This window comes from Candidatus Nitrosopelagicus brevis (genome assembly GCF_000812185.1).
Taxonomy (GTDB): Archaea; Thermoproteota; Nitrososphaeria; order Nitrososphaerales; family Nitrosopumilaceae; genus Nitrosopelagicus; species Nitrosopelagicus brevis.
Genome location: NZ_CP007026.1, coordinates 41,716 through 62,677 on the forward strand (window position 1 = coordinate 41,716; position 20,962 = coordinate 62,677).

Sequence of the window (20,962 nt, forward strand, 5' to 3'; positions counted from 1 at the left end):
ATTCAAATGGCAAAGTTCAAGAAAAAGAAATTTAGAGCAGAAAAATCAAATTCTGAAGACGAAAATAAGGATCTTCCAGAAATTGAAGCAACTGAAGACGAAAAAAAAGAAATTGCCAAATGGACATCAAACTCTGATGACGCACCAGAAACCACTGACGCACCAGAAACCACTGACGCACCAGAAACAGAATCAAAACCTGATCCTACTGATGATCCTATAGACAAATCTGCAACAAAAAAACTAACTGATAGATTATTTTGGTTACGACTTGCAACTGCAATTGCAGGTGGTGTGATTGCTACATTTGCATTTGAAGATATTGTTGATGTGGAAGAAAAACGTTGGACATCAATTGGTTTTATGATAATGTTGTTTATCGCAACCGCAATAGTTGCCAAATCTTGGAAAATTAAAATTGCAAACAGGAAAAAATATGTTACAACAGGAATTGGTAGTTTTGTATTCATGTATTTGTTCGTCTGGATATTTAGTTACACGTTAGTTAATGCTGGTACAAGCCAATCAATGATTCCTGGTATTTAATAAAAAATGTGGAAATCAAAAACTCCTGGTATTCCAGATGAAGAATTTGAGAGAACTGAATCTGTTCCAATCACTAAAGAAGAAATTCGTGCCATACAAATCAGTAAAGGTAGATTATCTGCAGGGCAAACTGTTTTAGACATTGGTTGTGGTAGTGGTTCTGTAACTGTTGAGGCTGCTATTCAAGTTGAAGAGTCAGGAAAAGTAATTGGTGTTGATATTGATCCAAATGCAATTGAATTAACAAAAAAGAATCTTGAAAAATTTGGAATATCAAATTATACACTAGTTGAAGGAAATGCCAAAGAAAAAATTTCTGAACTACCACAAGCAGACACTATTTTCATAGGTGGAACTGGTGGTGATACAAAAGATATTGTTGAATTATGTCAAGATAAAGTCCAATCTGGTGGAAGAATAGTAATTGGTGTTATTTTGATTGAAACACTTTATTCTGTATTACAAACAATTGAAAAATTAAATTTTGAATCAATTGATATTACTCAAATCACAATAGGAAAAAGTAGGAAAACAAAAACAGGCACAATGATGCTTGCACGAAACCCAGTTACTGTCATTTCTGCAACAAAAAAATAATCTAGCTTTTTAATTGGGAACAAAATCATCTTTCTTATGTCTCAATTAACCGGAATTGGAGTAGGTCCTGGCGATCCAGATTTGCTTACTGTAAAAGCCGTTAAAGCAATACAAAATGCCGATACCATAATGTGTCCCGCATCAAAAGAAGATAGACCTAGCATTGCATTGTCTGTGGTTGATTCATTAATTGATAAATCAAAAAATCAAGAAATTGTAAAACTAATTTTCCCAATGACTAAAGACAAAGATATTCTTGAAGCACACTGGAAAGAAAACTCAAAAATTATGGCAGAAAAAGTTTTGTCAGGAAAAAATGTTGTATATCTAACAGTTGGCGATCCTTATCTTTACAGTACTTGGATCTACATGCACAGAGAAATTAGTCAAAATCATCCTGAAATGAAAATTAACGTTATACCTGGAATTGTTTCTATGTTTACATTTGCATCAAAGGTTGGTGTAAGTATTGCAGAAGGTGCAGAAAAAGTTTCAATCATTCCATCATGCTATGATCTTAGTTCTGTCAAAGAAATTGCAAAAAATTCTGAAGTACTGGTATTTCTTAAAGATGGTCGATATTTTGATCAAGTAATTGAACTAGTCCGTGAATCTGGATTCCCTGATGATTCCATATTTGCAATTGGACAAGATTTAGGAACAGACAAAGAAATCATTCGAAAATTAAGATTAGGTGACGTAAATGATGATACTCTTACTACAAAATACTTTTCAATTTTGGTGATAAAGCGTGTCTAAGGTCTATTTTGTTGGTTGTGGTCCAGGTGACCCCGAATTAATTACAGTAAAGGCAAAAAAGCTTGTTCAAAAAGCAGACATTATAGTTTATTCGGGCTCATTAATTCCTCCTGAGATTTTAAAATATAACAAAAAAGGCAAAATACATGATGCCGCAAAACTCGTACGTGAAGAAATTCTTGATTTACTTTTAAAAAATTCCCAAAAAGGTAAAACCGTAATTAGATTACATGATGGGGATCCTGCTGTGTATGGTGCAATTAGAGAACAGATTGATAATTTAGAAAAAGAAGGTGTAGAATCAATTGTTGTTCCAGGAGTTACATCATTTCTAGCATCAGCTGCTGCACTTGGAACACAACTAACTCTACCTGGAATTACACAAACAATGATAATTACACGTGCTGAATCAAGAACTAAAGTTCCTAAAAGAGAAAAAATTTCTGAACTTGCAAAACATCAAGCAACTTTAATTTTTTATCTCAGTGTTCATCTTTTAAATAAAATTTCAAAAGAAGCAATTGAAGGTGGATACAAAAAATCTACACCTGTTGCTGTAGTCTACAAAGCAAGCAGAAAAGATCAAAAAATAATTCTTGGAACACTTACAGATATTGCAAAAAAAGTTAGAGATGAAAAAATTAGAATGACTGCAATTGTCATTATAGGCGATGTAATAAAACCAAAATCATATGAATATTCTAAATTATATGATAAAACATTCTCACATGGTTTTAGAAAAGCAAAAAAAACTAAGAAAAAAGAGTGACTTTATTAGAAATGCCCATATTTTTGAGGTTTCTTTGTAGTGCCTTTGGACTTTTTGTTGTATAAATTGTTAAAGAATTATTTTTAGAGGCCTGTTGTTTCAATCTTGAAATCTTCATTGCTACATCATCTGCTGGGTCTAAGAATTCTATTCCACGAAAAATTTTCTTCAAGAATGGTGAAAGAAACGGAAGATGTGTACTTGATAGTGTAGCAATCTTAATGTTATTTTCTTTAAATTCATCTTTTAGTACTTTTGATATTGTTTTAACACAATTCTTTTCATTAGTTAAAAATTTTCCAGTTTCTACCAATTCAACTAATTCTGAACAATTGATTTTCAAAACATCTTCTAAATTATTGAATTCTGATATGTAATTTTCTAACTCTTTACTTTTAGCAACAATTTCTGTTGTAAGTATTGCAACATTACTTGCCTTCTGAATTTTTTCAAGTGGTGGTAAAACTGTAATCACATTATCTGGTAATTTTTCTCTAAAAAGCAATGATGGTGTATTTGATGCAAGCACTATCACATCTGGATTAAATTTTTCAGAAATTTTTTGAATTGTATCTGTGATAATTTTGTATAATTGGGATTTTGTCTTTTTTCCATACGGAAAATTTTTTTTATCTGCCAAATAGATGATATCTGCTTTTGTCCTTTTCTGAATTGCCTTAATTATTGATAAAGAACCTAATCCGGAGTCAAAAACAACAATTTTCATCTTCATTCATGTGTAATTAGTTAGCTAAATTTAGTCTAGTGTTGATCTTATTCCACACTTCTAATTAAGAGCAATTTTTTTGAGACTACACATGCCATCCTTCCATAAAGCATGGGCACGCCAGGATACAGCTGGTATGACTGACAAGTTTCGTGATACCTTGAAACCTCAAGGAGCATTGAAACCACGTATTCAGAACGCTGTTAACAAATTACAGGCACAAACTTCTAAGATGGACACTATGTTGGGAAAACTCGAACAACGAGATCAACAATTATTCCAACGTGTCGTCACAGCAGTTCAAAATCATGATAAAAGTGCAAGCACTGTTTTATCAAATGAACTCGCAGAAGTTAGAAAAGTAAAGAAAATGCTTGGCGGTGCAAGAATGTCCTTGGAACAAGTTCAATTAAGACTTTCAACAATTCATGACCTCGGTGATGCAATGGTTGCAATTGGACCTGCAATGGGTACAATGAAGAGCCTACAATCATCATTAGGTAAATTCATGCCAGAAGCAGATTCAGAATTGAACGCAATGACCCAGACATTAAACGGACTTATGGTCGACTCGATCTCCGGTGATTCATTTAACATGGAATCCGATGCATCTAGTGAAGAAACAAACGCAATTCTTCAAGAAGCATCCGCAGTTGCAGAGCAACAAATCGGTGACAAGTTTCCATCAGTACCTTCACTCGAGCTACCAACTCAAGAATATCAACAAACAACAACATCGACATCAACTTTTGAGTAGTTAGCTTTCTTCCTTTATTTTCTTCCTATGTAACTAATGCACATTGTGATAAACTGCATCATTTCACTACTTCCCATTTTTGAGCTACCCTCTGTTCTATTTACAAAAACTGTTGGAACCTCTAATCCTTTCATGCCTAACTGCTTTAATTGATACAGAACCTCTATCTGAAAGGCAAAACCATCTGATCTAATCTTATCAAAATCAATTCTTTCAAGTGTCTTTTTCTTAAACATCCTAAAACCACTAGTTGAATCATTGATCTCTATTTTTGCACATGCTTTAGCTATTGCTCCTGCAACAGAATGAGTTGCTTTTCTTCCTATTCCCCACCCTACGATATCAGAACCTTCAACATGTCTACTTGCAATTAGATAATCAAAATTTTTTATTTTTTCTAACATATTTGGAATTTCACTTGGCTGATGTGAATGATCTGCATCCATCTGCACAATTAATTCTGAATCAAGTTTATCCAAAATGTATCTAAAACCTTCTTTGTATGCTGCTCCCAATCCCATTTTTTTTGCTCTTTGGATTACCGTAATTTTGTCATATTTTCCGCCTAATTCTCTAACAATATCTGCCGTACCATCTGGCGAAGAATCATCTATAATTAAAACATCTAATTTTTCAACTAACTGCTTTATTTTCTCAAATAATTCTTTGATTAGACTGGGAATTGTCTCAGCTTCATTATACGTTGGAATTACTATTGCCAGTTTCATAAAATTTCACCATTCTCTTAGAAGAAATATCTTATGGATATGCTGTCTCTTTTGCAAGAATTGACTCTAATTCTGAAATATTGACGCGTTCCTGAGCCATGTCGTCTCTCCTACGAATGGTAACTGTATTGTCCTCTTTTGTTTGATGGTCTACAGTTATTGCAAATGGTGCTCCAATCTCATCTAATCTTCTGTATCTTCGCCCAATTGCACCAGAATGATCTAAAAATGAATCAAATTTTGTTCTAATTAGACGGTAAATCTCATCAGTTTTTTCAGAGAGTCCATCTTTTTTCACCAATGATAAAACTCCTACATGTGTTGGAGCTAAATATGGCTTGATTGATAGAACCATTCTCTCATTTTCTTTATCTTCTTTTAGTGAATGTTCTAAAATTGTGTAAAGACTTCTGTCAATACCCATTGATATTTCAAATACATGTGGTAAAACTTTTTCATCATTATCCATAACCTCAAATTTTTCTTTACTTTTCTTTGCGTGACTTGATAAATCATAATCTGATCTATAGTTACATGCAACAAGTTCTAACCATCCAATTGTAGTATTTACTTCAAAATCAAATGCAACATCAGCATAGAACGCTTTTTCTTTTTCTCCAAGCTTTCTGAATCTACTTTTCTCCATATCAATTCCTGTCTTTTTATAAAATTCTGTTAACAGTCCAAGATAATATGCAACGAACTTGTTTGGAATAACTCCTTTTTCTACTGCTTCTTTACATGTCATTACTTGAATATCATCTGAAATCTGAATTCGTAGTGTAGTATTTTCAATTTCTGAAAACTTATCTAACTCATTTAATTTTCCTGGATTACAAAAAACCTCTATTTCTGCTTGATAAAACTCTCTTAATCTCAAAAGACTTTGTCTAGGTGCGATCTCATTTCGGAAACTCTTTCCTACCTGTGCTATTCCTAAAGGAAGCTTTCCACGCATAGTTTTGAATAATCTTGGGAAATCAACAAATATTGATTGACATGTTTCTGGTCTGAGATATGCTTCTTCATCTTCAGGACCAATTCCTACTCTAAACATCATGTTAAATTTTTTTGCAGATTCAAATTCTCCTTTACACTTTGTACACACAATATTTTTTTCTTGAATCATTTTATCAAAGTCTTCTAAATCTGCACTTTCTGGAATTTCTACATTAGCAATTTCAGAAATTAATTTATCAGCTCTAAATGTTAATCCACATTTTTTACATTTTATGATTGGGTCTGCAAAGTTTCCAAGATGACCTGATGCCTCAAATACTGATTTTGACATTATCTGTGAACCATCAATCTCAAGCATTCTGTCTCTTCGTACTAACTCTCTTCTCCATAATTCAAGAAACTTATTTTTTACACTAACACCTGTTGGGCCATACTCCCAAAAACCTGCTTGAGCATCACCATAAACCTCACAACTTGGAAAGTAAAATGCTCTTTCCAATGCAAGTTTCATGACACTTTCGTAATTCATGCTAAAACTCTAAAACAATCATGGAATAAATGCGTAATTGCTTATGCAAGTGACTTTGCCTTTCGTATATTCTCAAAGTCATCTCGTGTATCATCAATTGGTGTTTCTAGAACAATTGGAATCTTATTTTTGTTCATGATTTTAACAATTTCACCTAAACCTTCATTTCCAATTTCTCCTAGTCCGATGTGATTATGTCTATCTAAATTGGAATTTAATTCTCCTTTGGAATCATTTAGATGTAGAATTTTTAAATTTTTTAATCCAACCGTCTCGTCAAATTCTTTCATTGTTTTTTTCACTGCAGCTTTTGTTCTCAAATCATATCCTGCAACAAATGCATGACATGTGTCTAAACAAACACCAAACTTTTTTGCAGGTTTGCACTGTGCAAAAATCTCTGCAAACTGTTTGAAATCAGAGCCAACTGAGTTCTTTTGTCCTGCAGTATTTTCAAGTAAAATTATTACATCTGCTTTTGTCTTTGCAACTTCGTTTAATGCACTTGTAAGTCTCTTAATTCCATTTTCTTCTCCTGAACCCTTGTGACTTCCAAGATGTGTAACAAGATAAGGAATTCCAAGCTTGTCACATCTCTTCACTTCTTCAATCATTGATTTTATTGATTTTTCATATCCTTCGTCTTCTGGTGTTGAAAGATTTGGTAAGTATGGCATGTGTGCACATGTTGCCATTCTATCTATATCTGATGCATCAAGTTTTTCTTTGTACGCTTTTGCTTCATCTAAATCCAAATCTTTTGCAAACCAACTTCTTGGGCTTCTAGTAAAAACCTGAAATGCTGAACATCCTCTTTCTACTGCATTGTCTACCCAACTATCCATAGTTCCTGATTTGGAAATATGTGCACCAATCTGCATGCTTTTTCTAAGATTTGTTATAATTTAAACTAGAGATCTACCGAAAATACAAATTTTATAATTGTAATTTTTAAACTAAGTTGGTGCACTAATGTTATGGTTAATCTTGGAAATGACGAAATTGTAAAGTATCCTTTTCTTACTGAAGCAGGAAAATATCTAAATGATAAAGGATTCTCACTAGAACAATTTGGTTCTGATCCTGATCTAAAAAAAATTGTCGATAATGCATTTGAAAGAATAATTACTTCATCAGAGGGAAGAATTTTCAAATCTGATCCCGCATCAAATAATTCTGCATTACCTCTTGAGATATTTTCATTTTTAATTGCAGTAATTTTGTTAAAACTCTCTGGAATGAATACTTTGATTCGTCGATTTTCTCTAGCAGAAGCTCGTCGTGCAGAAAAATTCCTAGAAAAAGATTTGATGAATCATCAAGATGCCACAAAGGCTAAACTCTCACTACAGATACTTCACGAATTATTTTCTGTAACTGTAGAAAAAACTGATGAAGAATTTACAATTTTAGTTAGCGATTATCTAAAACACTCGATCAACTTTCATGAACGTGAATGGAAATTAATTAATCGAAAGGTTACAAAAGGAAAAGTTCACCTAACTCCACATGAAACCGTAAGACTAGTTAGAAAAGAACTAGACCGACACATTTACACCAAAATTAATTCTTCATCAACACCACAAATGATAATTGGTTTTGAAACCTATGTTGATAAGCTAAAACAACTTGCAAAAAAATTCGAGGTAAAAACCGTAGAGTCCAAAGAATTTCCTCCTTGCATTAAACATGCAATAGAAGTTTTAGAAAAAGGAGAAAACTTGCCTCACTCTGGAAGGTTTATGCTTGCAACATTTCTATTAAACAAAGGACAAACGGTGGAACAAATTGCACCATTATTCAAAAATGCACCTGATTATAATCCAAAAGTTACAATTTATCAGTTGAATCAACTTTCAGGAACCTCTGGAACTACTGAATACAAATGTCCTTCATGTGAAAAAGTAAAGAGTAAGGATCTTTGTTTTCCTGTTCCTGCATGTGACACAATAATCAATCCACTTCAGTTTGGGAGAAAAAGAGTATGAATGCAAAAGATATTACATTTCTAGAAGATACTTTCAAAAAATTTTATTTCGAAAACTTTGATCTTCTACACGTTCCTGATGATCCGAATCAAAGAGAATTTGGCTACCAAAAATTTAACGGCGGTATGAATAGACACATATCGCTAAAGTCTGATAAAGAACTTCATCTACTCTTAATGCAAAACAAACCTTCTGATGTTTATTGTTCTAATGCACGATACATGTTTCCAAACTTACCTATGTCTGAAAAGGATTGGCAAAACGCAGAACTAATCTTTGATATTGATGCAAAGGATCTAAGAAAAGAACATCCTAAAGATAACACAATAATCAAATGCTCTGATTGTAATGAAATTTCTCAACTCAATGAATCGTGTCCAAATTGTCAATCAACAAAACTTTCATTCATAACATTAACCTGTAGTGACTGCATAAAGTCATCAAAAGATGAAGTAAACAAACTAAATCAAATTCTTACAGATGATTTAGGCATAAATGAAGATAACATCAAGACATTCTTTTCTGGAAACGAAGGCTTTCATATCTATGTACCAAAATCTGAATACGAAAGTGTAGGTTCCAAAGAAAGAGCCGAAATTTCTGATTACATTATGTTCCGTGGAAGTATTCCTGAAACATTTGGATTTAGAAAATTTAACATGAACAAATCATCTCTCCCAAAATTTGATGATGCAGGATGGAATGGAAGACTTGCAAAACATTTGTACGGAACAAAATCAAATCGTCCAAAAATTTCTCAAGAAGTTATTTCAGGAGGTTACGCTTTATTCCAAAAAAACCTAGAAGATTTTAGAGATTCAATTGGAATAAAGATTGATCCGAATGTAACTCAAGATATTCATAGAATTTTTAGATTGCCTGGTTCTATAAACAGTAAGAGTGGTCTTACGAAAATTTTCGTAGAGGACCTGAAAAAATTTGATCCATACGTAGATGCATGTTTTATTGACGATGAGGAAATAGAAGTTGCAGCAAATTGTCCGATCGAATTTTCATTAAAAAAGAAAAAGTTTGGACCATTTAACAACGAACAAGTGTCTGTTCCAAAGTTTGCAGCTGTCTATATGATGTGTAAAGGCATAGCATCATGCGTATAATGATAGATTTTTTGTAATTCTACCAATAAGGTATTAATTAAATGAAAAACGAGTTTATTTCAACTTGTATAGTGCAAAAAATGAAGATAGCAGTCAACCACCACCAGATGCTGGTAAATTCATAAAACTTGGTATTATTGCAATAATTGGAATTATCATTTTTGCACTGGCTGGAAATCAGGCAGTAGTATTGTCAATGAACGTGACAGAATTTGCCGACGTCTTTACAAAACCATTAATGTTTTCACTTATCGGCGGTATATCTCTCGCAAGTATCGCATTGCTAAGAGTAAATGCCGTAAAAAGATCATCAATTTTTTGGTTTTTCATAAATACCGCAATTAACATGATGAACCGCGGTCCTCAAGACCAGGTTCAACAAACAGTTCCAAACTTTTCAGAATACAAATTATCTGGAGGACACTTTGCACTTTGGCAAGTCACAAAAATTCTTCTCTTAGGTGCATTTTTTGCAAATCTAATGTTTGGATTTGGTTTGTTGTACATGATAGAAGGAAATGATTTAGGAGTTGAAAATATTACAACACTATTCTCACTACCATTTGTAACTCCACCAAATGATCCAACCTTTGCAATGGATAATGTCACCCCAATGATTCCTGCACTTCTAATTGTTATTCCACCAATTATTGGCGCAATTGGGCTTCGTTTGATCCTCTTTGTTGGAATTCATTACATAATCAAAGTTGTAACGTTATACTTACACGACACAAAGGAAGGAAAGCCACGTTATCTAAATTACATGGCTACAATTGAAGCTGTTATCGGAATAGGTATTATCTGGGCTGCATTTAACATGTTTTTCACAGACACTATTGACTATAACACAAGATACGCAATAGGTGGAACCTTCGTAGTAGGATTTGCACTAATTGCATTTTCAGTATTTGATAGAATGCGTGCACGTGTTCTAACTCACATGTTCAAACGTGACGTATACATTCGTGTTGCAGCAATAATTGCAATTGCACTAATTGTTGGTATCGCAATGGGTGTAAACAACAGTGTAGCCGATGCAAAGAAGATTGAATATCTTGGTCCATATACAGCACAACAAATTGGTGTAAACCGTTACCTAGCAGAACTTGATATGATTAATGAAAATACACACGAAGTGCAAATTACTTCGGTCAACCCAAATGTTATAGAATCTTACATTGATCAAAATGAAGATGTGCTTAGTAAGATTCGTGTTTGGGATTGGAATGCAGCATTTGCAAAACTAAAACCAGAGATTGGTCTTATTCCTTATGTAGACTTTGAAGATAATGATATCCTAAGATTTGATGATAAACTATACTGGACCGCATCTATGAAACCAATACTTCCTTCATCTGTAAGTCTTGAAAACCAATGGTATAACGAACATCTTGTATACACTCACGTGCCTGATGGATTCCTTACTCTAGAAGCGACAGAAGGAACAATCGTAGACAGTTCTGAACTATTTGAACAAAGAGCAATCTACTATGGTGAAGGTGGTTTGCTTGATGATACTTGGTCTGGTTATCCTGTTAATAGAGTAGATAGTGCAGAACTTAACGGCGCAAAATATGACGGTGCTGGAGGAGTTGACGTACCACCGCCACTCTCATGGATATTTGAACCAAACTTCATCCTCTCATATCCTGGTGAATCACTTCACATTATGAGGTACAAAGATGTTAATGAAAGAATGCAGACACTTTATCCTTACTTCTTGTATAACATGTTTGGAAAAGAACTTGATAGTTATCCTGTAACTGATGGAAAGAACACCTACTGGCTTGTTCCATTGATCGTTGGATTTGATACAAGAGATGTTCCATACTCTGCAGGTAATCCGTACCTTAGATTAGCAGGATTTGCACTTGTTGATACTTACGATGGTGACATAAGCCTGATAAAAAACGGTGATGACTTTTTCTCAAACATGTTGATGGCGCAATATGATGATCAAATAATTGAGGCGCCAGCGTGGCTTGAAGAACAAATTCGTTACCCTCAAGAACTATTCAATTGGAAAACTGAAATGTACAACATTTACCACGTAACTGATGTTGAAACATTCATTCAGGCAAACGAGTTCTATGAAATTCCTAGAGGACTAGATACTTACTATATTCAAGCAAAGCCACCAGGATTTGAACAAACAGAGTTCATAGGATTACTATCATTAGAACTTCGTGGTTCTCAAGGACGTAACTTGGCAGGATACATGATTGTAGAAAACGATATGGATAAACTCGGTAAGATGACCTTCTATGAAGTTCCATTAGATTCTGAAACAAAACTTTTGGGACCAACCTCAGTAAGAGAAGCACTTGACCGTGACCCTGACTTTGCACAACTCAAAACTTTATTGAGAAATCCTAGAATTGGTGATAACATTTTGTATCGTGTAGGTGATCAAGATACTTACTTTATTCCAGTCTATACTGCAGGAGCAGGAGGATCTGTAGCACAACTAGGTACAATTGCCGCAGTAGGTGCAGGATTTACCGGAGAATATTATGTTGGTTTAGGCGAAACACAAGAAGAAGCATTTGAAGCATATCTCCAAAAGCTATCTGGTGTTGTTAGTACTAGTAAAACCGGCGAAACTATTGTACAATTAGACAAAGATGAAAGATTTGAAAGAATCATGGAAATGATTGGCCAAAGTGGTTTGCAGATAACAAAGCCAACTGCAATTCAATTCCCACTATCATTTGAGGAAGGCCAGATTGTGTTCTTTAACGAATCTGATGGACCTGCAACTCAGGAAATGATAGATGAATTTGTTGCTAAATTTGCTACAGGAACCAATAGAGTATTGATGTGGGAAGAAGAATCTTCTCTCTACTTTGGAGTAGTTAATACTGTAGACGGAATTGCAGAAATTCACTACATACAGATCCAAATCGGAAAGAACTAGACGTGTTACTTCTAGTTGATAACGGCTCTGTCTTTACAAAAGACATAGCCAACACTCTTTCAAATTCTGGAATAAAATTTGATCAAAAATCATCTGATCAAATTAATCTTGATGACATTTCTGATTATGATTCTTTCATTTTGTCAGGTCGACGAAATAATGATTCACAAATGAATGCAAAAAACTCTAAAATTATTCTACATGCAGTAAATGAAAAAAAGAAACTTTTAGGAATTTGTTATGGTGCAGAAATCTTAGCTCTTGCTCTTGGTGGAACTATTCGTAAATCATCAGTGATACGAGGCGAACAAGAAATTATTTCTAATGATAATACTTTGTGTGAAGGGAAAAATACCGTATTTGAAAGTCATTCATATGAAATTTCTAAACTTGGGAGTTCATTAGATGTTATAGCGGAATCTGAGAACTGTAAAAATGAAATTGTAAAGCATAAAGAACTCTTAATTTATGGAACACAATTTCATCCAGAAATGACTAAAGATGGTCAGTCAATGATAGAAAAATTTGTAAAACTTTGATGATATTAATATGATAAAATTATTGGATTAACATGAGTGAAGAACCTGAACATGAATTAGTTTTACCACCAATCTCTGATAATGATAATATTTGCTTACCACTTTCAATTAACGCTGTAGCAAAATACTGGAATATTGATCTTCCAATCTCCGAAGCAAATGAAATTGCATCAAAATATGCAGGTATGAATGGAAGTATTTTGATTGAAGGAATTAATCTTGCAGAACGTCATGGACTTTCTAGCTTAATCATACACTCCAGCATTCCAGAATTAAAACAAGTAATTGATATGGGAATTCCACCGATTGTTATCTTACCTGGATTACATGATGTGGTCCAACATGCATCAATCATATCTGGTTATGATGATAAAGAAAAAACAATTTTTCATTATGTTCCAGAACAAAAACCGTCTGAAGAAGGAATCCAGGTAGGTGTAATTCCAGAAAAAAGATTTGAAAAACTCTGGTCTGAAGATGGTTGCTTAATGATTCTATTGGGTTCATCAGATATCCTTTCTGCACTAAAATCTGATGAAAACAAAACAAAATCAAATAGATTATGTTTTGAATCTGAAAAACTTAGTTTACAAAAACAAACAAAGGAAACAACTGATTCGCTAGAAAAAGCTATAGAACTAAATCCAAATAATTCTACTGCATTGTGTCTTTTAGGAGGTATACTAAACGAACAAAATAATCCTGAATGTGTATCATATTATGAAAAAAGTCTTGAGAAAAATGAAAATTGTTATTTGGCATATCGTGGTCTTGGAAATTTCTACCTAAAGAATCAAGAATTTGACAAATCAGAGAAAAATTACACTCGTGCAATTGAAATTAATGAATCTAGATTTGGACCTATTTACAAGAATCGTGGATATGTGAGACAACAACAAAACAAAATTGATGATGCAAAACAAGATTATCAAAATTATATTAAATTCACTCCTAATGCAAAAGATCGTGGAATGATAGAACGTGCATTAAATGAAATGTAATTTTAACATCTAGTATACTATCGCTAACTTGTAACAAAAAGAATTTTGTTAATCTCTTTTTGGTTTTTTAATTGTTGTTCTTGGGTGTTCCACAATTAGCAGTTCCTCTTCTTCTTCCATCTGAATCATTGCTTGTTGGAATAATTCAATCAAGTGTTGGCAGTTTGATGATTTTCCTTTTGAATACTCAGAAAAAGTCTCTGCAATTTCATTATAGCTCATAAGAAATCTCTGTTCTAATTTTATTTAAAATCTCACATTAACACTCGATCAGGATTATATACTTTGGATAATCATGAATTACATGCTTGATGCAAGATGCCCTGAATGTGAAAATGTAGCCAAAGTTAACGATGAACTTACAAAGGTAACATGTCCTCATTGTAAGTTTGAGAAAACATATGATGAATATTTAGAAATCATGAAAGATCAAGCAGTTAACATGGCAACTGATTACATACCAGATAGACCTGGTTTTTAATTACCAAACTGAACCTTTGTCTGAGCAATCCATATGCGATCCGCATCTAGGACAGATAAGATGACAAGCCTGAACGTCAAGCATTACTTCATTACATCTTGGACATTCGACTTTTTCTTTCATGTTTAATACAAAAATAAAAACGAATTAAAGATTTTTGCAAACAAAATTTGTCCAAAGGTTAATTAGTAGTTTACAAATTTTTGAGATCGCAATGGCTAATTTCAAACTGACAATTTCAGATGTAAAGGGCAAATCCATTACCAAGGAACTCAAAGAGGGAGACGCAAATCCACTTATGGGTCTTGTAATAGGTGCTGAAACTGACGCTGCAATTGTAGGATTAGCTGGAAAATTGAAAATTACTGGAGGAAGTGACAAATCCGGTGTTCCAATGCGAGGTGACTTACATGGAATGGCAAGAAAACGAGTTCTATTATCAAAAGGTGTTGGTCTTCAAGATACCGAACATGGCTTGAGAAAAAGAAAACTTGTTAGAGGAAACACAGTTTCTGATGAAATATTTCAAGTAAATTGCAAATATGATGGAGAAATAAAAGACGAAGCACCTCCAGCAGAAGCAGCAGCAGATGATGCACCTAAAGAAGATAAGAAAGAAGCCCCAGCAAAAGAAGATAAGAAAGAATAGCATCAAGGGTTTTAATTTCTAAAAACATACTATCATTATTGAAATACAAAAAATCACTTTTTGTCTTTAGACGTGATTATCGTCTAGATGATAATACAAGCTTAATTCAAGCATGTGAGAACTCTGAACAAGTAATTCCTTGTTTCTTATTTGAAAAAAATCTAATTGATAAAAATAATCCTGTCTTTGGAAAAATGCGAATTAGATTCATGATTGATTCATTAAAAGATTTGTTTGAACAGGCAAAAGGAAAAAATTGTGAAATTCTTATCAAGAACGATTCAGTTTCCTCACTAATTACATCATCTGTAAAACAAGATGAAATAAATGCCATCTTTATGAATCGGGATAATTCTCCGTATGGAAGATTTCGTGATAATCAATTCAAAAGTGCATCTGAGAAAAATAATATTGCCTTTGAGTCATATGGTGATCTCTTATTACGTGATGCAGGTTCTGTTTTAAAACAAAATGATACGCCATTTCTTGTATTTACGCCATTTTATCGTGCTGCATCTCAATTTAAGGTTAGAACGCCACAGGTTTTTAATCACAAAAATCTAATTACATCAAATCAAAATTCTGACGATACTATTTCTAGACTAGAAAAAATAATTCCTAAAACGACTGTTATTGAAGGAGGAAGAAAAAATGGTCTAAAAATTTTAGAAAATTTTGATAAAATTGCAGATTATAATGTTCAAAGAAACATTCCATCAAAACCAACATCTCAACTTTCTACACACAATCGCTTTGGTACTGTTTCAATTCGGGAAGTTCACATAGCTGCATCAAAATTCTTTGGGAATGATCATTCCTTCATATCTGAATTATACTGGAGAGATTTCTTTTCACATCTAATGTTTCACTTTCCTTACTCTCAGAAAAAAGAATTCCAAGAAAAATATCAAGGTCTAAAATGGTCCCATGATAAAAAAAAGTTTGAAAAATGGGTTAATGGATTAACTGGATTTCCTATTGTAGATGCTGGTATGCGTGAACTAAAACAAACTGGTTTCATGCATAACAGATGTAGAATGATTGTAGCATCATTTCTAACAAAGGATTTGCAGTGTGATTGGAGGCTTGGCGAAAGACATTTTGCAAAATATTTGATTGACTATGATCCATGTGTTAACGCAGGAAGCTGGCAGTGGTCAGCATCTACTGGTTGCGATGCCCAACCTTACTTTAGAGTCTTCAATCCTTGGTTACAACAAAAAAAATTCGATCCTGAATGTGTTTACATAAAAAAATGGATACCGGAATTAGTAAATCTCACAACAAAACAGATCCATGACATTGAAACCACACCCTTGGATTCTTCAATTGATTATCCGCGACCTATGGTAATACACAAAGAGGAATCAGCTCGTTCCAAACTAATGTTCAAAGTAGTTTAATGTCAAGTCTCAAATATTCTTCAGTACAATTTTTTACATGAACCGAATTATTCTTGCCTCAATAGGCATAATGGCTGTATATTTTCTAGTAATGGGAGTTGTATTTCCCGATGCATTGTCTTTTACCGAAAAAAGAGAAACATCTCCCTTCTTCGTTACATCTCAAGAAAAAAAATCAATTTCAAGTAATGAATCATTTGACTTTATTATTGACACAGGAATAACTGGTGGAGATTCTGATATGCTAATTTTAATAATTGGTTTTCCCGATGCAAAATCTTTTGATGGAATACAAATTAAATCAAGTGACTTTACACAATCTCCAAAATTTTTTGAAGTTGGTGATGAAATAAAGACCTATTATCCAAGTGATTATAAAATTGCCGAGTATCCTTTATTGCACATATTTAATATGCCAAATCCAATTAATAAAAAACCAATTTTACAATTAGAGATTACTCCTGAAAATTTAGGTGAATATAGAATTTTTACTAAAGCAAAATCTGCTCCATTTACTGAAGATTCAATCTTTCCAAAAGGTGGTAATGTAGATGAAGATAATGAATTTGTAGAAAAAAAGGTGGTTATTGTTGAGTGATCAAACCTTAGGAATAAAACAAAAACGATTCTTTTGGAAAATTGTAATTCCATACATTGTTTTAGGAATGGGTGTTGTTCTTGTAACTGGTGGTGGCTCTTGGGATATCACTAATCATATTCTAAACAAACCTGAGTCCTTTTTTGCAGAACCACATCTAATTTTGTATGGTGGTGTGGCAGTTTCAATTGGTGGCTTTATTGGTACATTATTACCCATACAAAACAAAAATTTATTCAATCTAAAATTTCCAAAACGTTTGTCTGGACTTGGAATCTTTTTACTAATTATTGCTGGGCCACTAGATTTTTGGTGGCATGACATGTATGGTCTTGACGGATTATTGAGCCCAACACATTTGATATTGATGGCAGGCATGTTATTCACAAGCATTGGATCAATTGTAGGAATTATTAGAATTGAAAATAAATCTGAACGAAAAACTGGAGTTATTTTACAGGGGTTAGTCTTTTCAGGAGCATGGTTTTCACTAACCGGATTTGCACATTCATTTTCTCTTCCTTTTTCAAAAACTGATTATGTTGATTTTAATCCTGAACCAACATTTGCAGCAGTATTTGCAACGATAGTTTATCCAATTGTAATGGCATTTATTCTAATTACTTCCGCAAAAGTAAACTCTGGAAAATTTGGTTACCTCAGTACGACTGGGGCATTCTACATACTAATCATGATCTTATCTGCTTTGTTACCAAATCCAGTTTTGGTTGATACCATTCCATTTTATCTGATGAATCTAATTCCATTTGTATTAGCAGATATTATAATAAATAAATCGAAAATAAAAAAATCACATTATATTGCAGGAGCTATAATTGGGTCCAGCTTTATCTTTTCATACTTCCCTCTTATTACGTACACATACAACGAAGTAATGTTCGATAGACTTGTGTGGCCAAGTATGATTCCATTAATCTACTCAGAGTTTATTGTTGTAATATTTCCTATTCTTGTCGCATGCGGCGCTGTTTCAAGTATAATTGGAACTGTAATAGCACTTAGAGCTTCACGTAGAATTATCATTTGACATAGATTGTCGCATGCGATGCTGCCCCATTCCAATTTTTTTATGGCCTTGTTTGATTAACTCCATTGCACATTTTATTGATTCTTCGTACGTATGTTCTGAAAGTTTTCTTTCACATAGGTTACAAACAGGGTCTGTCATATCCTGTAATACACATCACAAGCAAAAAGGGTTGCTAATCTCCCAATTTCTGTCATAAAATGTCCAATATGCAAATTATACTATGAATGAATTGTAGGATCCTTTTTTATAGTAATTTTCACTCGATTTTTTATGAAACAAATTGTAGGACAACTTGCAGCTTTAATGCTAATTACTGTGTTAGTTACATCTGTTGCAGCTACACCTGCTTTTGCTGACTGGGATAAAACAAAATATCCTGCAATTCAAGGAACAATTCCTATTGAAGATGGTCAAGACTTTAAACAACTAAGTAACATTTCTCTAGTTGATGCAATGTCTACTGCAGAAGAAGCAGTTCCTGATAGTAAAGCAATTTACGGAAAACTTACTGTGATTAACGGTTATCTTGTATACAAAGTTGTTATGATGGATGACAATAGAGGTCATAACAAAGTTTTAGTTGATGCTGGAACCGGTGAACAACTTTACGTGTCTGATGTTGTTTCAAAAGACTCTTACAAAAATAAAAGAAGTTATGATAAAAAACACAACAAAAAGATGAAGGATTACTTCAAAGGAATGACTCCTGAACAAGTTGCTGAAAAGAAACAGCAATTCAAAGAAATGGGAGATGCCTGGAAATCTATTTCACTTCAAGACAGAGCTACTATGATTATTCATTTCATGCAGATGAAAATGCAATGGGACACAATGTCTGATGACGAAAAAGAGTTAAAGAAACAAGAAATGAAAGAGCAATGGAAAGAGTTCTTGCCACTATCTCCTGAGGAAAAGAAACAAAAACTTGAAGATTATGTAAAATCTTTGAAGAACTAATCTGAATATTGTTTTATCTTTACAAGCGCATTTTTAATTGGCTCTAAATCTTTTTGTGCCTCTTGTAAATCTCCCAATAATTTCATAAAATATTCCCTGCCTGTATCTTGTGCCTTTACAATATCTGATTGGCGACATTCTAATGCTTTTTGTAAAGTATCCAAATCTTGTTCTAATGATTGAGCCGGTATTGAATTTTGTAACACTTGTTCAATTTTTTTTTGTGCTTCTATGACCATCGGATATCTTTTTTGTGCTTGTGATACCAAAATTGGTGCAAACATAGCGGCTGCTTCTTTTAATTCTGGACTTTCACTTATTGTTCTTAATCGTTTTTTATAATGAGCAAGCGATCTCAAAACTATCTCATATCCTCCTTCATCTTTGAGAAATATTCCTCCTATCCATACTGCCATGCATCCCTGTTTTTGCCTTTCATTAAATCTCTTTGTAGGCATAAATTCTAAAAATTTAATCTCAAATCATGATCTTAGTGTTGACAATCAAATACTTGTTTTAATTAACTTCGAATCTAAAAAATTCAGAGAAGTTGTCATTGGTTACTAACGTGTGTGGCAGATGAACATGCAGTTTCCTTTCTTAAACTTCTCATTTTTTAACTAATTCTATTATTAGATTTCACGAGATTGGTTTTTTAATAAAACAAATTGACGCTAAATCATGCTTACAACTTTGATTGAAAAAGTTTCAGATCGCCTATGTTTAAAGTCAAACACACAATTATCAATAATTTCAATTTTAGCGGTAACTGGACCTGTCATAATTCTCATAGCGGGAATTTGGGATGCGATAAATCACATACAAAATGAGCCAGAATTCTTTTGGTCAGATCCTCATATTGTAGTATATGCTGGGGTGACATTAGTCGGTGTTGCAGCGTTATTTTCTGTTAATCTTTTGATAAAAAATTCTATTCAAGGAATTTTGAAAAGAGGACTACAACTAGTGATAATTGGTTCCATAATCCAATTTGTTTCTGGTTTTGGAGATTCTATTTCACATGATATGTTTGGAATTGATGGTTTGTTATCGTTAACACATCAACCGCTTGAAATTGGAATTGTTCTATCTGCATTAGGTGGATTTCTGATTGTAAAATCACGTCAAAACTCCAATCTTGAGATATTTTTGCCGTTTGCCATTGTAACTTTTCTTCTAATGACTGCTTGGCTTGCGTTTAATTTTGCATTATACTTTGGTCATTACATACAATGTATGCCAATTCATTTGATTTTTTCATCAGGTTGTGCAATTCTATAATTTTTTAGTTTCATATATGATGTGAATAATAGTAAGAGGCCTCCAACAAACATAACTCCAGCTGGGATGCTAATGATTAGCGCATTTGTACTTCCTAACTCAACTTCATAATTCATGTTTTCTTGTGCAAGACTTGTTAAAATTATAGTATAAACTCCTGTTTCTTTGACATCAAAATATCTAATTGACATTTTTGTCTCTGCTATTCCTTTATCTACTGTGTTATAGTCATCATCCACAATTCTGTAAAAAACACCTTCACCATCATATTCTGGAATAGAAATTTTGTGATATCCTATATCATCTATCTCAAAATACATGCCTATTTCATCTGATTCAGTCTGTTTTAGTGACATAATCTGAAATGATCTTTCTGCTTCTGAAAAAACTATTCCTGTTCCTGAAGCACCAATAACTATCAATAATAAACTAATTTTGAATAATGTTAGTTTCATTCAGTTTTTCCTCAAAATTTTTTCAATAAATAATTTATGAATTTTTTTATGAAGAATTTCTCTACAAACTTTTATTCTATGATGCCGTATATACAAAGGAAAAGTGATCTTGATAACACATTCTGAGAAGTCAACATTCTCCGTTGTGACTT

26 protein-coding genes are annotated in these 20,962 nt (G+C 33.2%); 17 read left to right on the plus strand and 9 right to left on the minus strand.

What is annotated here, in order from left to right:
- Nucleotides 1-6 precede the first annotated feature (6 nt).
- Genes T478_RS00260 through cobM form a run of 4 tightly spaced genes read left to right on the plus strand, consistent with a single transcriptional unit; the run spans nt 7 to nt 2,671 of the window.
- Complete coding sequence (locus tag T478_RS00260) at nt 7-546, plus strand: hypothetical protein (protein ID WP_048104302.1); 540 nt, start codon at nt 7-9, stop codon at nt 544-546.
- Between the two features lie 6 nt (nt 547-552).
- Entirely contained in the window at nt 553-1,143 is a 591-nt protein-coding gene (gene cbiT, locus T478_RS00265; RefSeq protein ID WP_048104303.1) for a precorrin-6Y C5,15-methyltransferase (decarboxylating) subunit CbiT, read from the plus strand.
- A 36-nt stretch (nt 1,144-1,179) separates the two neighbouring features.
- Entirely contained in the window at nt 1,180-1,902 is a 723-nt protein-coding gene (cobI, locus tag T478_RS00270) for a precorrin-2 C(20)-methyltransferase (RefSeq protein ID WP_048104304.1), read from the plus strand.
- Nucleotides 1,895-2,671 (plus strand): precorrin-4 C(11)-methyltransferase, encoded by a 777-nt coding sequence (gene cobM, locus T478_RS00275; protein ID WP_048104305.1) that lies wholly within the window; start codon nt 1,895-1,897, stop codon nt 2,669-2,671. Before cobI ends, cobM begins: the two co-directional genes overlap by 8 nt.
- On the opposite strand, the gene T478_RS00280 is transcribed toward cobM, so the two are convergent.
- Nucleotides 2,655-3,404, minus strand: a complete 750-nt coding sequence (locus T478_RS00280; RefSeq protein WP_238573598.1) for a glutamate racemase — start codon at nt 3,402-3,404, stop codon at nt 2,655-2,657. The genes cobM and T478_RS00280 overlap by 17 nt on opposite strands.
- A gap of 85 nt (nt 3,405-3,489) precedes the next feature.
- On the opposite strand from T478_RS00280, the gene T478_RS00285 reads away from it, so the two are divergent.
- Nucleotides 3,490-4,155: a Snf7 family protein gene (locus T478_RS00285; protein WP_048104306.1), complete on the plus strand. Its 666-nt coding sequence runs from the start codon at nt 3,490-3,492 to the stop codon at nt 4,153-4,155.
- Between the two features lie 14 nt (nt 4,156-4,169).
- Here the strand turns inward: T478_RS00285 and T478_RS00290 are convergent, their stop codons facing one another.
- From T478_RS00290 to T478_RS00300, 3 genes are read right to left on the minus strand one after another with little or no spacing between them, the layout of a single operon-like run.
- Nucleotides 4,170-4,883 carry a polyprenol monophosphomannose synthase gene (locus T478_RS00290; protein ID WP_048104307.1) on the minus strand — a complete coding sequence of 238 codons (714 nt, stop codon included), beginning with the start codon at nt 4,881-4,883 and terminating at the stop codon, nt 4,170-4,172.
- A gap of 31 nt (nt 4,884-4,914) precedes the next feature.
- Nucleotides 4,915-6,372, minus strand: coding sequence for a glycine--tRNA ligase (gene glyS / locus T478_RS00295; protein ID WP_048104308.1), 1,458 nt, complete (start codon nt 6,370-6,372; stop codon nt 4,915-4,917).
- 41 nt (nt 6,373-6,413) lie between these two features.
- Nucleotides 6,414-7,253 (minus strand): deoxyribonuclease IV, encoded by an 840-nt coding sequence (locus tag T478_RS00300; RefSeq protein WP_048104309.1) that lies wholly within the window; start codon nt 7,251-7,253, stop codon nt 6,414-6,416.
- Between the two features lie 96 nt (nt 7,254-7,349).
- Here T478_RS00300 and T478_RS00305 point away from each other — a divergent pair, with 96 nt between their 5' ends.
- The 5 genes from T478_RS00305 (at nt 7,350) to T478_RS00325 (ending at nt 13,935) form a co-directional block, all read left to right on the plus strand.
- Nucleotides 7,350-8,360: a DNA primase gene (locus T478_RS00305; RefSeq protein ID WP_048104310.1), complete on the plus strand. Its 1,011-nt coding sequence runs from the start codon at nt 7,350-7,352 to the stop codon at nt 8,358-8,360.
- Nucleotides 8,357-9,478: a DNA primase small subunit domain-containing protein gene (locus T478_RS00310; RefSeq protein ID WP_048104311.1), complete on the plus strand. Its 1,122-nt coding sequence runs from the start codon at nt 8,357-8,359 to the stop codon at nt 9,476-9,478. Before T478_RS00305 ends, T478_RS00310 begins: the two co-directional genes overlap by 4 nt.
- Nucleotides 9,479-9,542: 64 nt before the next feature.
- Nucleotides 9,543-12,395 (plus strand): UPF0182 family protein, encoded by a 2,853-nt coding sequence (locus T478_RS00315; RefSeq protein ID WP_048104312.1) that lies wholly within the window; start codon nt 9,543-9,545, stop codon nt 12,393-12,395.
- A 2-nt stretch (nt 12,396-12,397) separates the two neighbouring features.
- Nucleotides 12,398-12,934: a type 1 glutamine amidotransferase gene (locus T478_RS00320; protein WP_048104313.1), complete on the plus strand. Its 537-nt coding sequence runs from the start codon at nt 12,398-12,400 to the stop codon at nt 12,932-12,934.
- 32 nt (nt 12,935-12,966) lie between these two features.
- The gene (locus T478_RS00325; protein ID WP_048104314.1) at nt 12,967-13,935 is read left to right on the plus strand and encodes a hypothetical protein; all 969 of its coding nucleotides are present in this window, start codon (nt 12,967-12,969) and stop codon (nt 13,933-13,935) included.
- 48 nt (nt 13,936-13,983) lie between these two features.
- Here T478_RS00325 and T478_RS07595 read toward each other — a convergent pair whose 3' ends face one another.
- Nucleotides 13,984-14,157, minus strand: coding sequence for a hypothetical protein (locus T478_RS07595; protein WP_160271556.1), 174 nt, complete (start codon nt 14,155-14,157; stop codon nt 13,984-13,986).
- A gap of 82 nt (nt 14,158-14,239) precedes the next feature.
- Between T478_RS07595 and T478_RS00330 the strand changes: the two genes are divergently transcribed.
- Complete coding sequence (locus T478_RS00330) at nt 14,240-14,416, plus strand: hypothetical protein (protein WP_048106615.1); 177 nt, start codon at nt 14,240-14,242, stop codon at nt 14,414-14,416.
- Here the strand turns inward: T478_RS00330 and T478_RS07855 are convergent, their stop codons facing one another.
- Nucleotides 14,417-14,539: a hypothetical protein gene (locus T478_RS07855; RefSeq protein ID WP_256378799.1), complete on the minus strand. Its 123-nt coding sequence runs from the start codon at nt 14,537-14,539 to the stop codon at nt 14,417-14,419.
- A gap of 91 nt (nt 14,540-14,630) precedes the next feature.
- Between T478_RS07855 and T478_RS00335 the strand changes: the two genes are divergently transcribed.
- From T478_RS00335 to T478_RS00350, 4 genes are read left to right on the plus strand one after another with little or no spacing between them, the layout of a single operon-like run.
- Nucleotides 14,631-15,065 (plus strand): 30S ribosomal protein S6e, encoded by a 435-nt coding sequence (locus T478_RS00335; RefSeq protein WP_048106617.1) that lies wholly within the window; start codon nt 14,631-14,633, stop codon nt 15,063-15,065.
- Between the two features lie 38 nt (nt 15,066-15,103).
- Complete coding sequence (locus T478_RS00340) at nt 15,104-16,468, plus strand: cryptochrome/photolyase family protein (RefSeq protein WP_052433794.1); 1,365 nt, start codon at nt 15,104-15,106, stop codon at nt 16,466-16,468.
- Between the two features lie 37 nt (nt 16,469-16,505).
- A complete protein-coding gene (locus tag T478_RS00345) occupies nt 16,506-17,066 on the plus strand; it encodes a hypothetical protein (RefSeq protein WP_146150878.1) in 561 nt (186 codons plus the stop codon).
- Nucleotides 17,059-18,114 (plus strand): hypothetical protein, encoded by a 1,056-nt coding sequence (locus T478_RS00350; protein WP_052433795.1) that lies wholly within the window; start codon nt 17,059-17,061, stop codon nt 18,112-18,114. The genes T478_RS00345 and T478_RS00350 overlap by 8 nt, the downstream gene beginning before the upstream one ends.
- On the opposite strand, the gene T478_RS07600 is transcribed toward T478_RS00350, so the two are convergent.
- Nucleotides 18,094-18,255 carry a hypothetical protein gene (locus tag T478_RS07600; RefSeq protein WP_160271557.1) on the minus strand — a complete coding sequence of 54 codons (162 nt, stop codon included), beginning with the start codon at nt 18,253-18,255 and terminating at the stop codon, nt 18,094-18,096. The genes T478_RS00350 and T478_RS07600 overlap by 21 nt on opposite strands.
- A gap of 132 nt (nt 18,256-18,387) precedes the next feature.
- On the opposite strand from T478_RS07600, the gene T478_RS00355 reads away from it, so the two are divergent.
- The gene (locus tag T478_RS00355; RefSeq protein ID WP_048104318.1) at nt 18,388-19,074 is read left to right on the plus strand and encodes a PepSY domain-containing protein; all 687 of its coding nucleotides are present in this window, start codon (nt 18,388-18,390) and stop codon (nt 19,072-19,074) included.
- Here T478_RS00355 and T478_RS00360 read toward each other — a convergent pair.
- Nucleotides 19,071-19,490 (minus strand): hypothetical protein, encoded by a 420-nt coding sequence (locus T478_RS00360; RefSeq protein WP_048106619.1) that lies wholly within the window; start codon nt 19,488-19,490, stop codon nt 19,071-19,073. The genes T478_RS00355 and T478_RS00360 overlap by 4 nt on opposite strands.
- A gap of 265 nt (nt 19,491-19,755) precedes the next feature.
- Here T478_RS00360 and T478_RS00365 point away from each other — a divergent pair, with 265 nt between their 5' ends.
- Nucleotides 19,756-20,355, plus strand: a complete 600-nt coding sequence (locus T478_RS00365) for a hypothetical protein (protein WP_048104319.1) — start codon at nt 19,756-19,758, stop codon at nt 20,353-20,355.
- Here T478_RS00365 and T478_RS00370 read toward each other — a convergent pair.
- Nucleotides 20,319-20,810 carry a hypothetical protein gene (locus T478_RS00370; RefSeq protein WP_048104320.1) on the minus strand — a complete coding sequence of 164 codons (492 nt, stop codon included), beginning with the start codon at nt 20,808-20,810 and terminating at the stop codon, nt 20,319-20,321. The genes T478_RS00365 and T478_RS00370 overlap by 37 nt on opposite strands.
- Nucleotides 20,811-20,962: the final 152 nt, after the last annotated feature.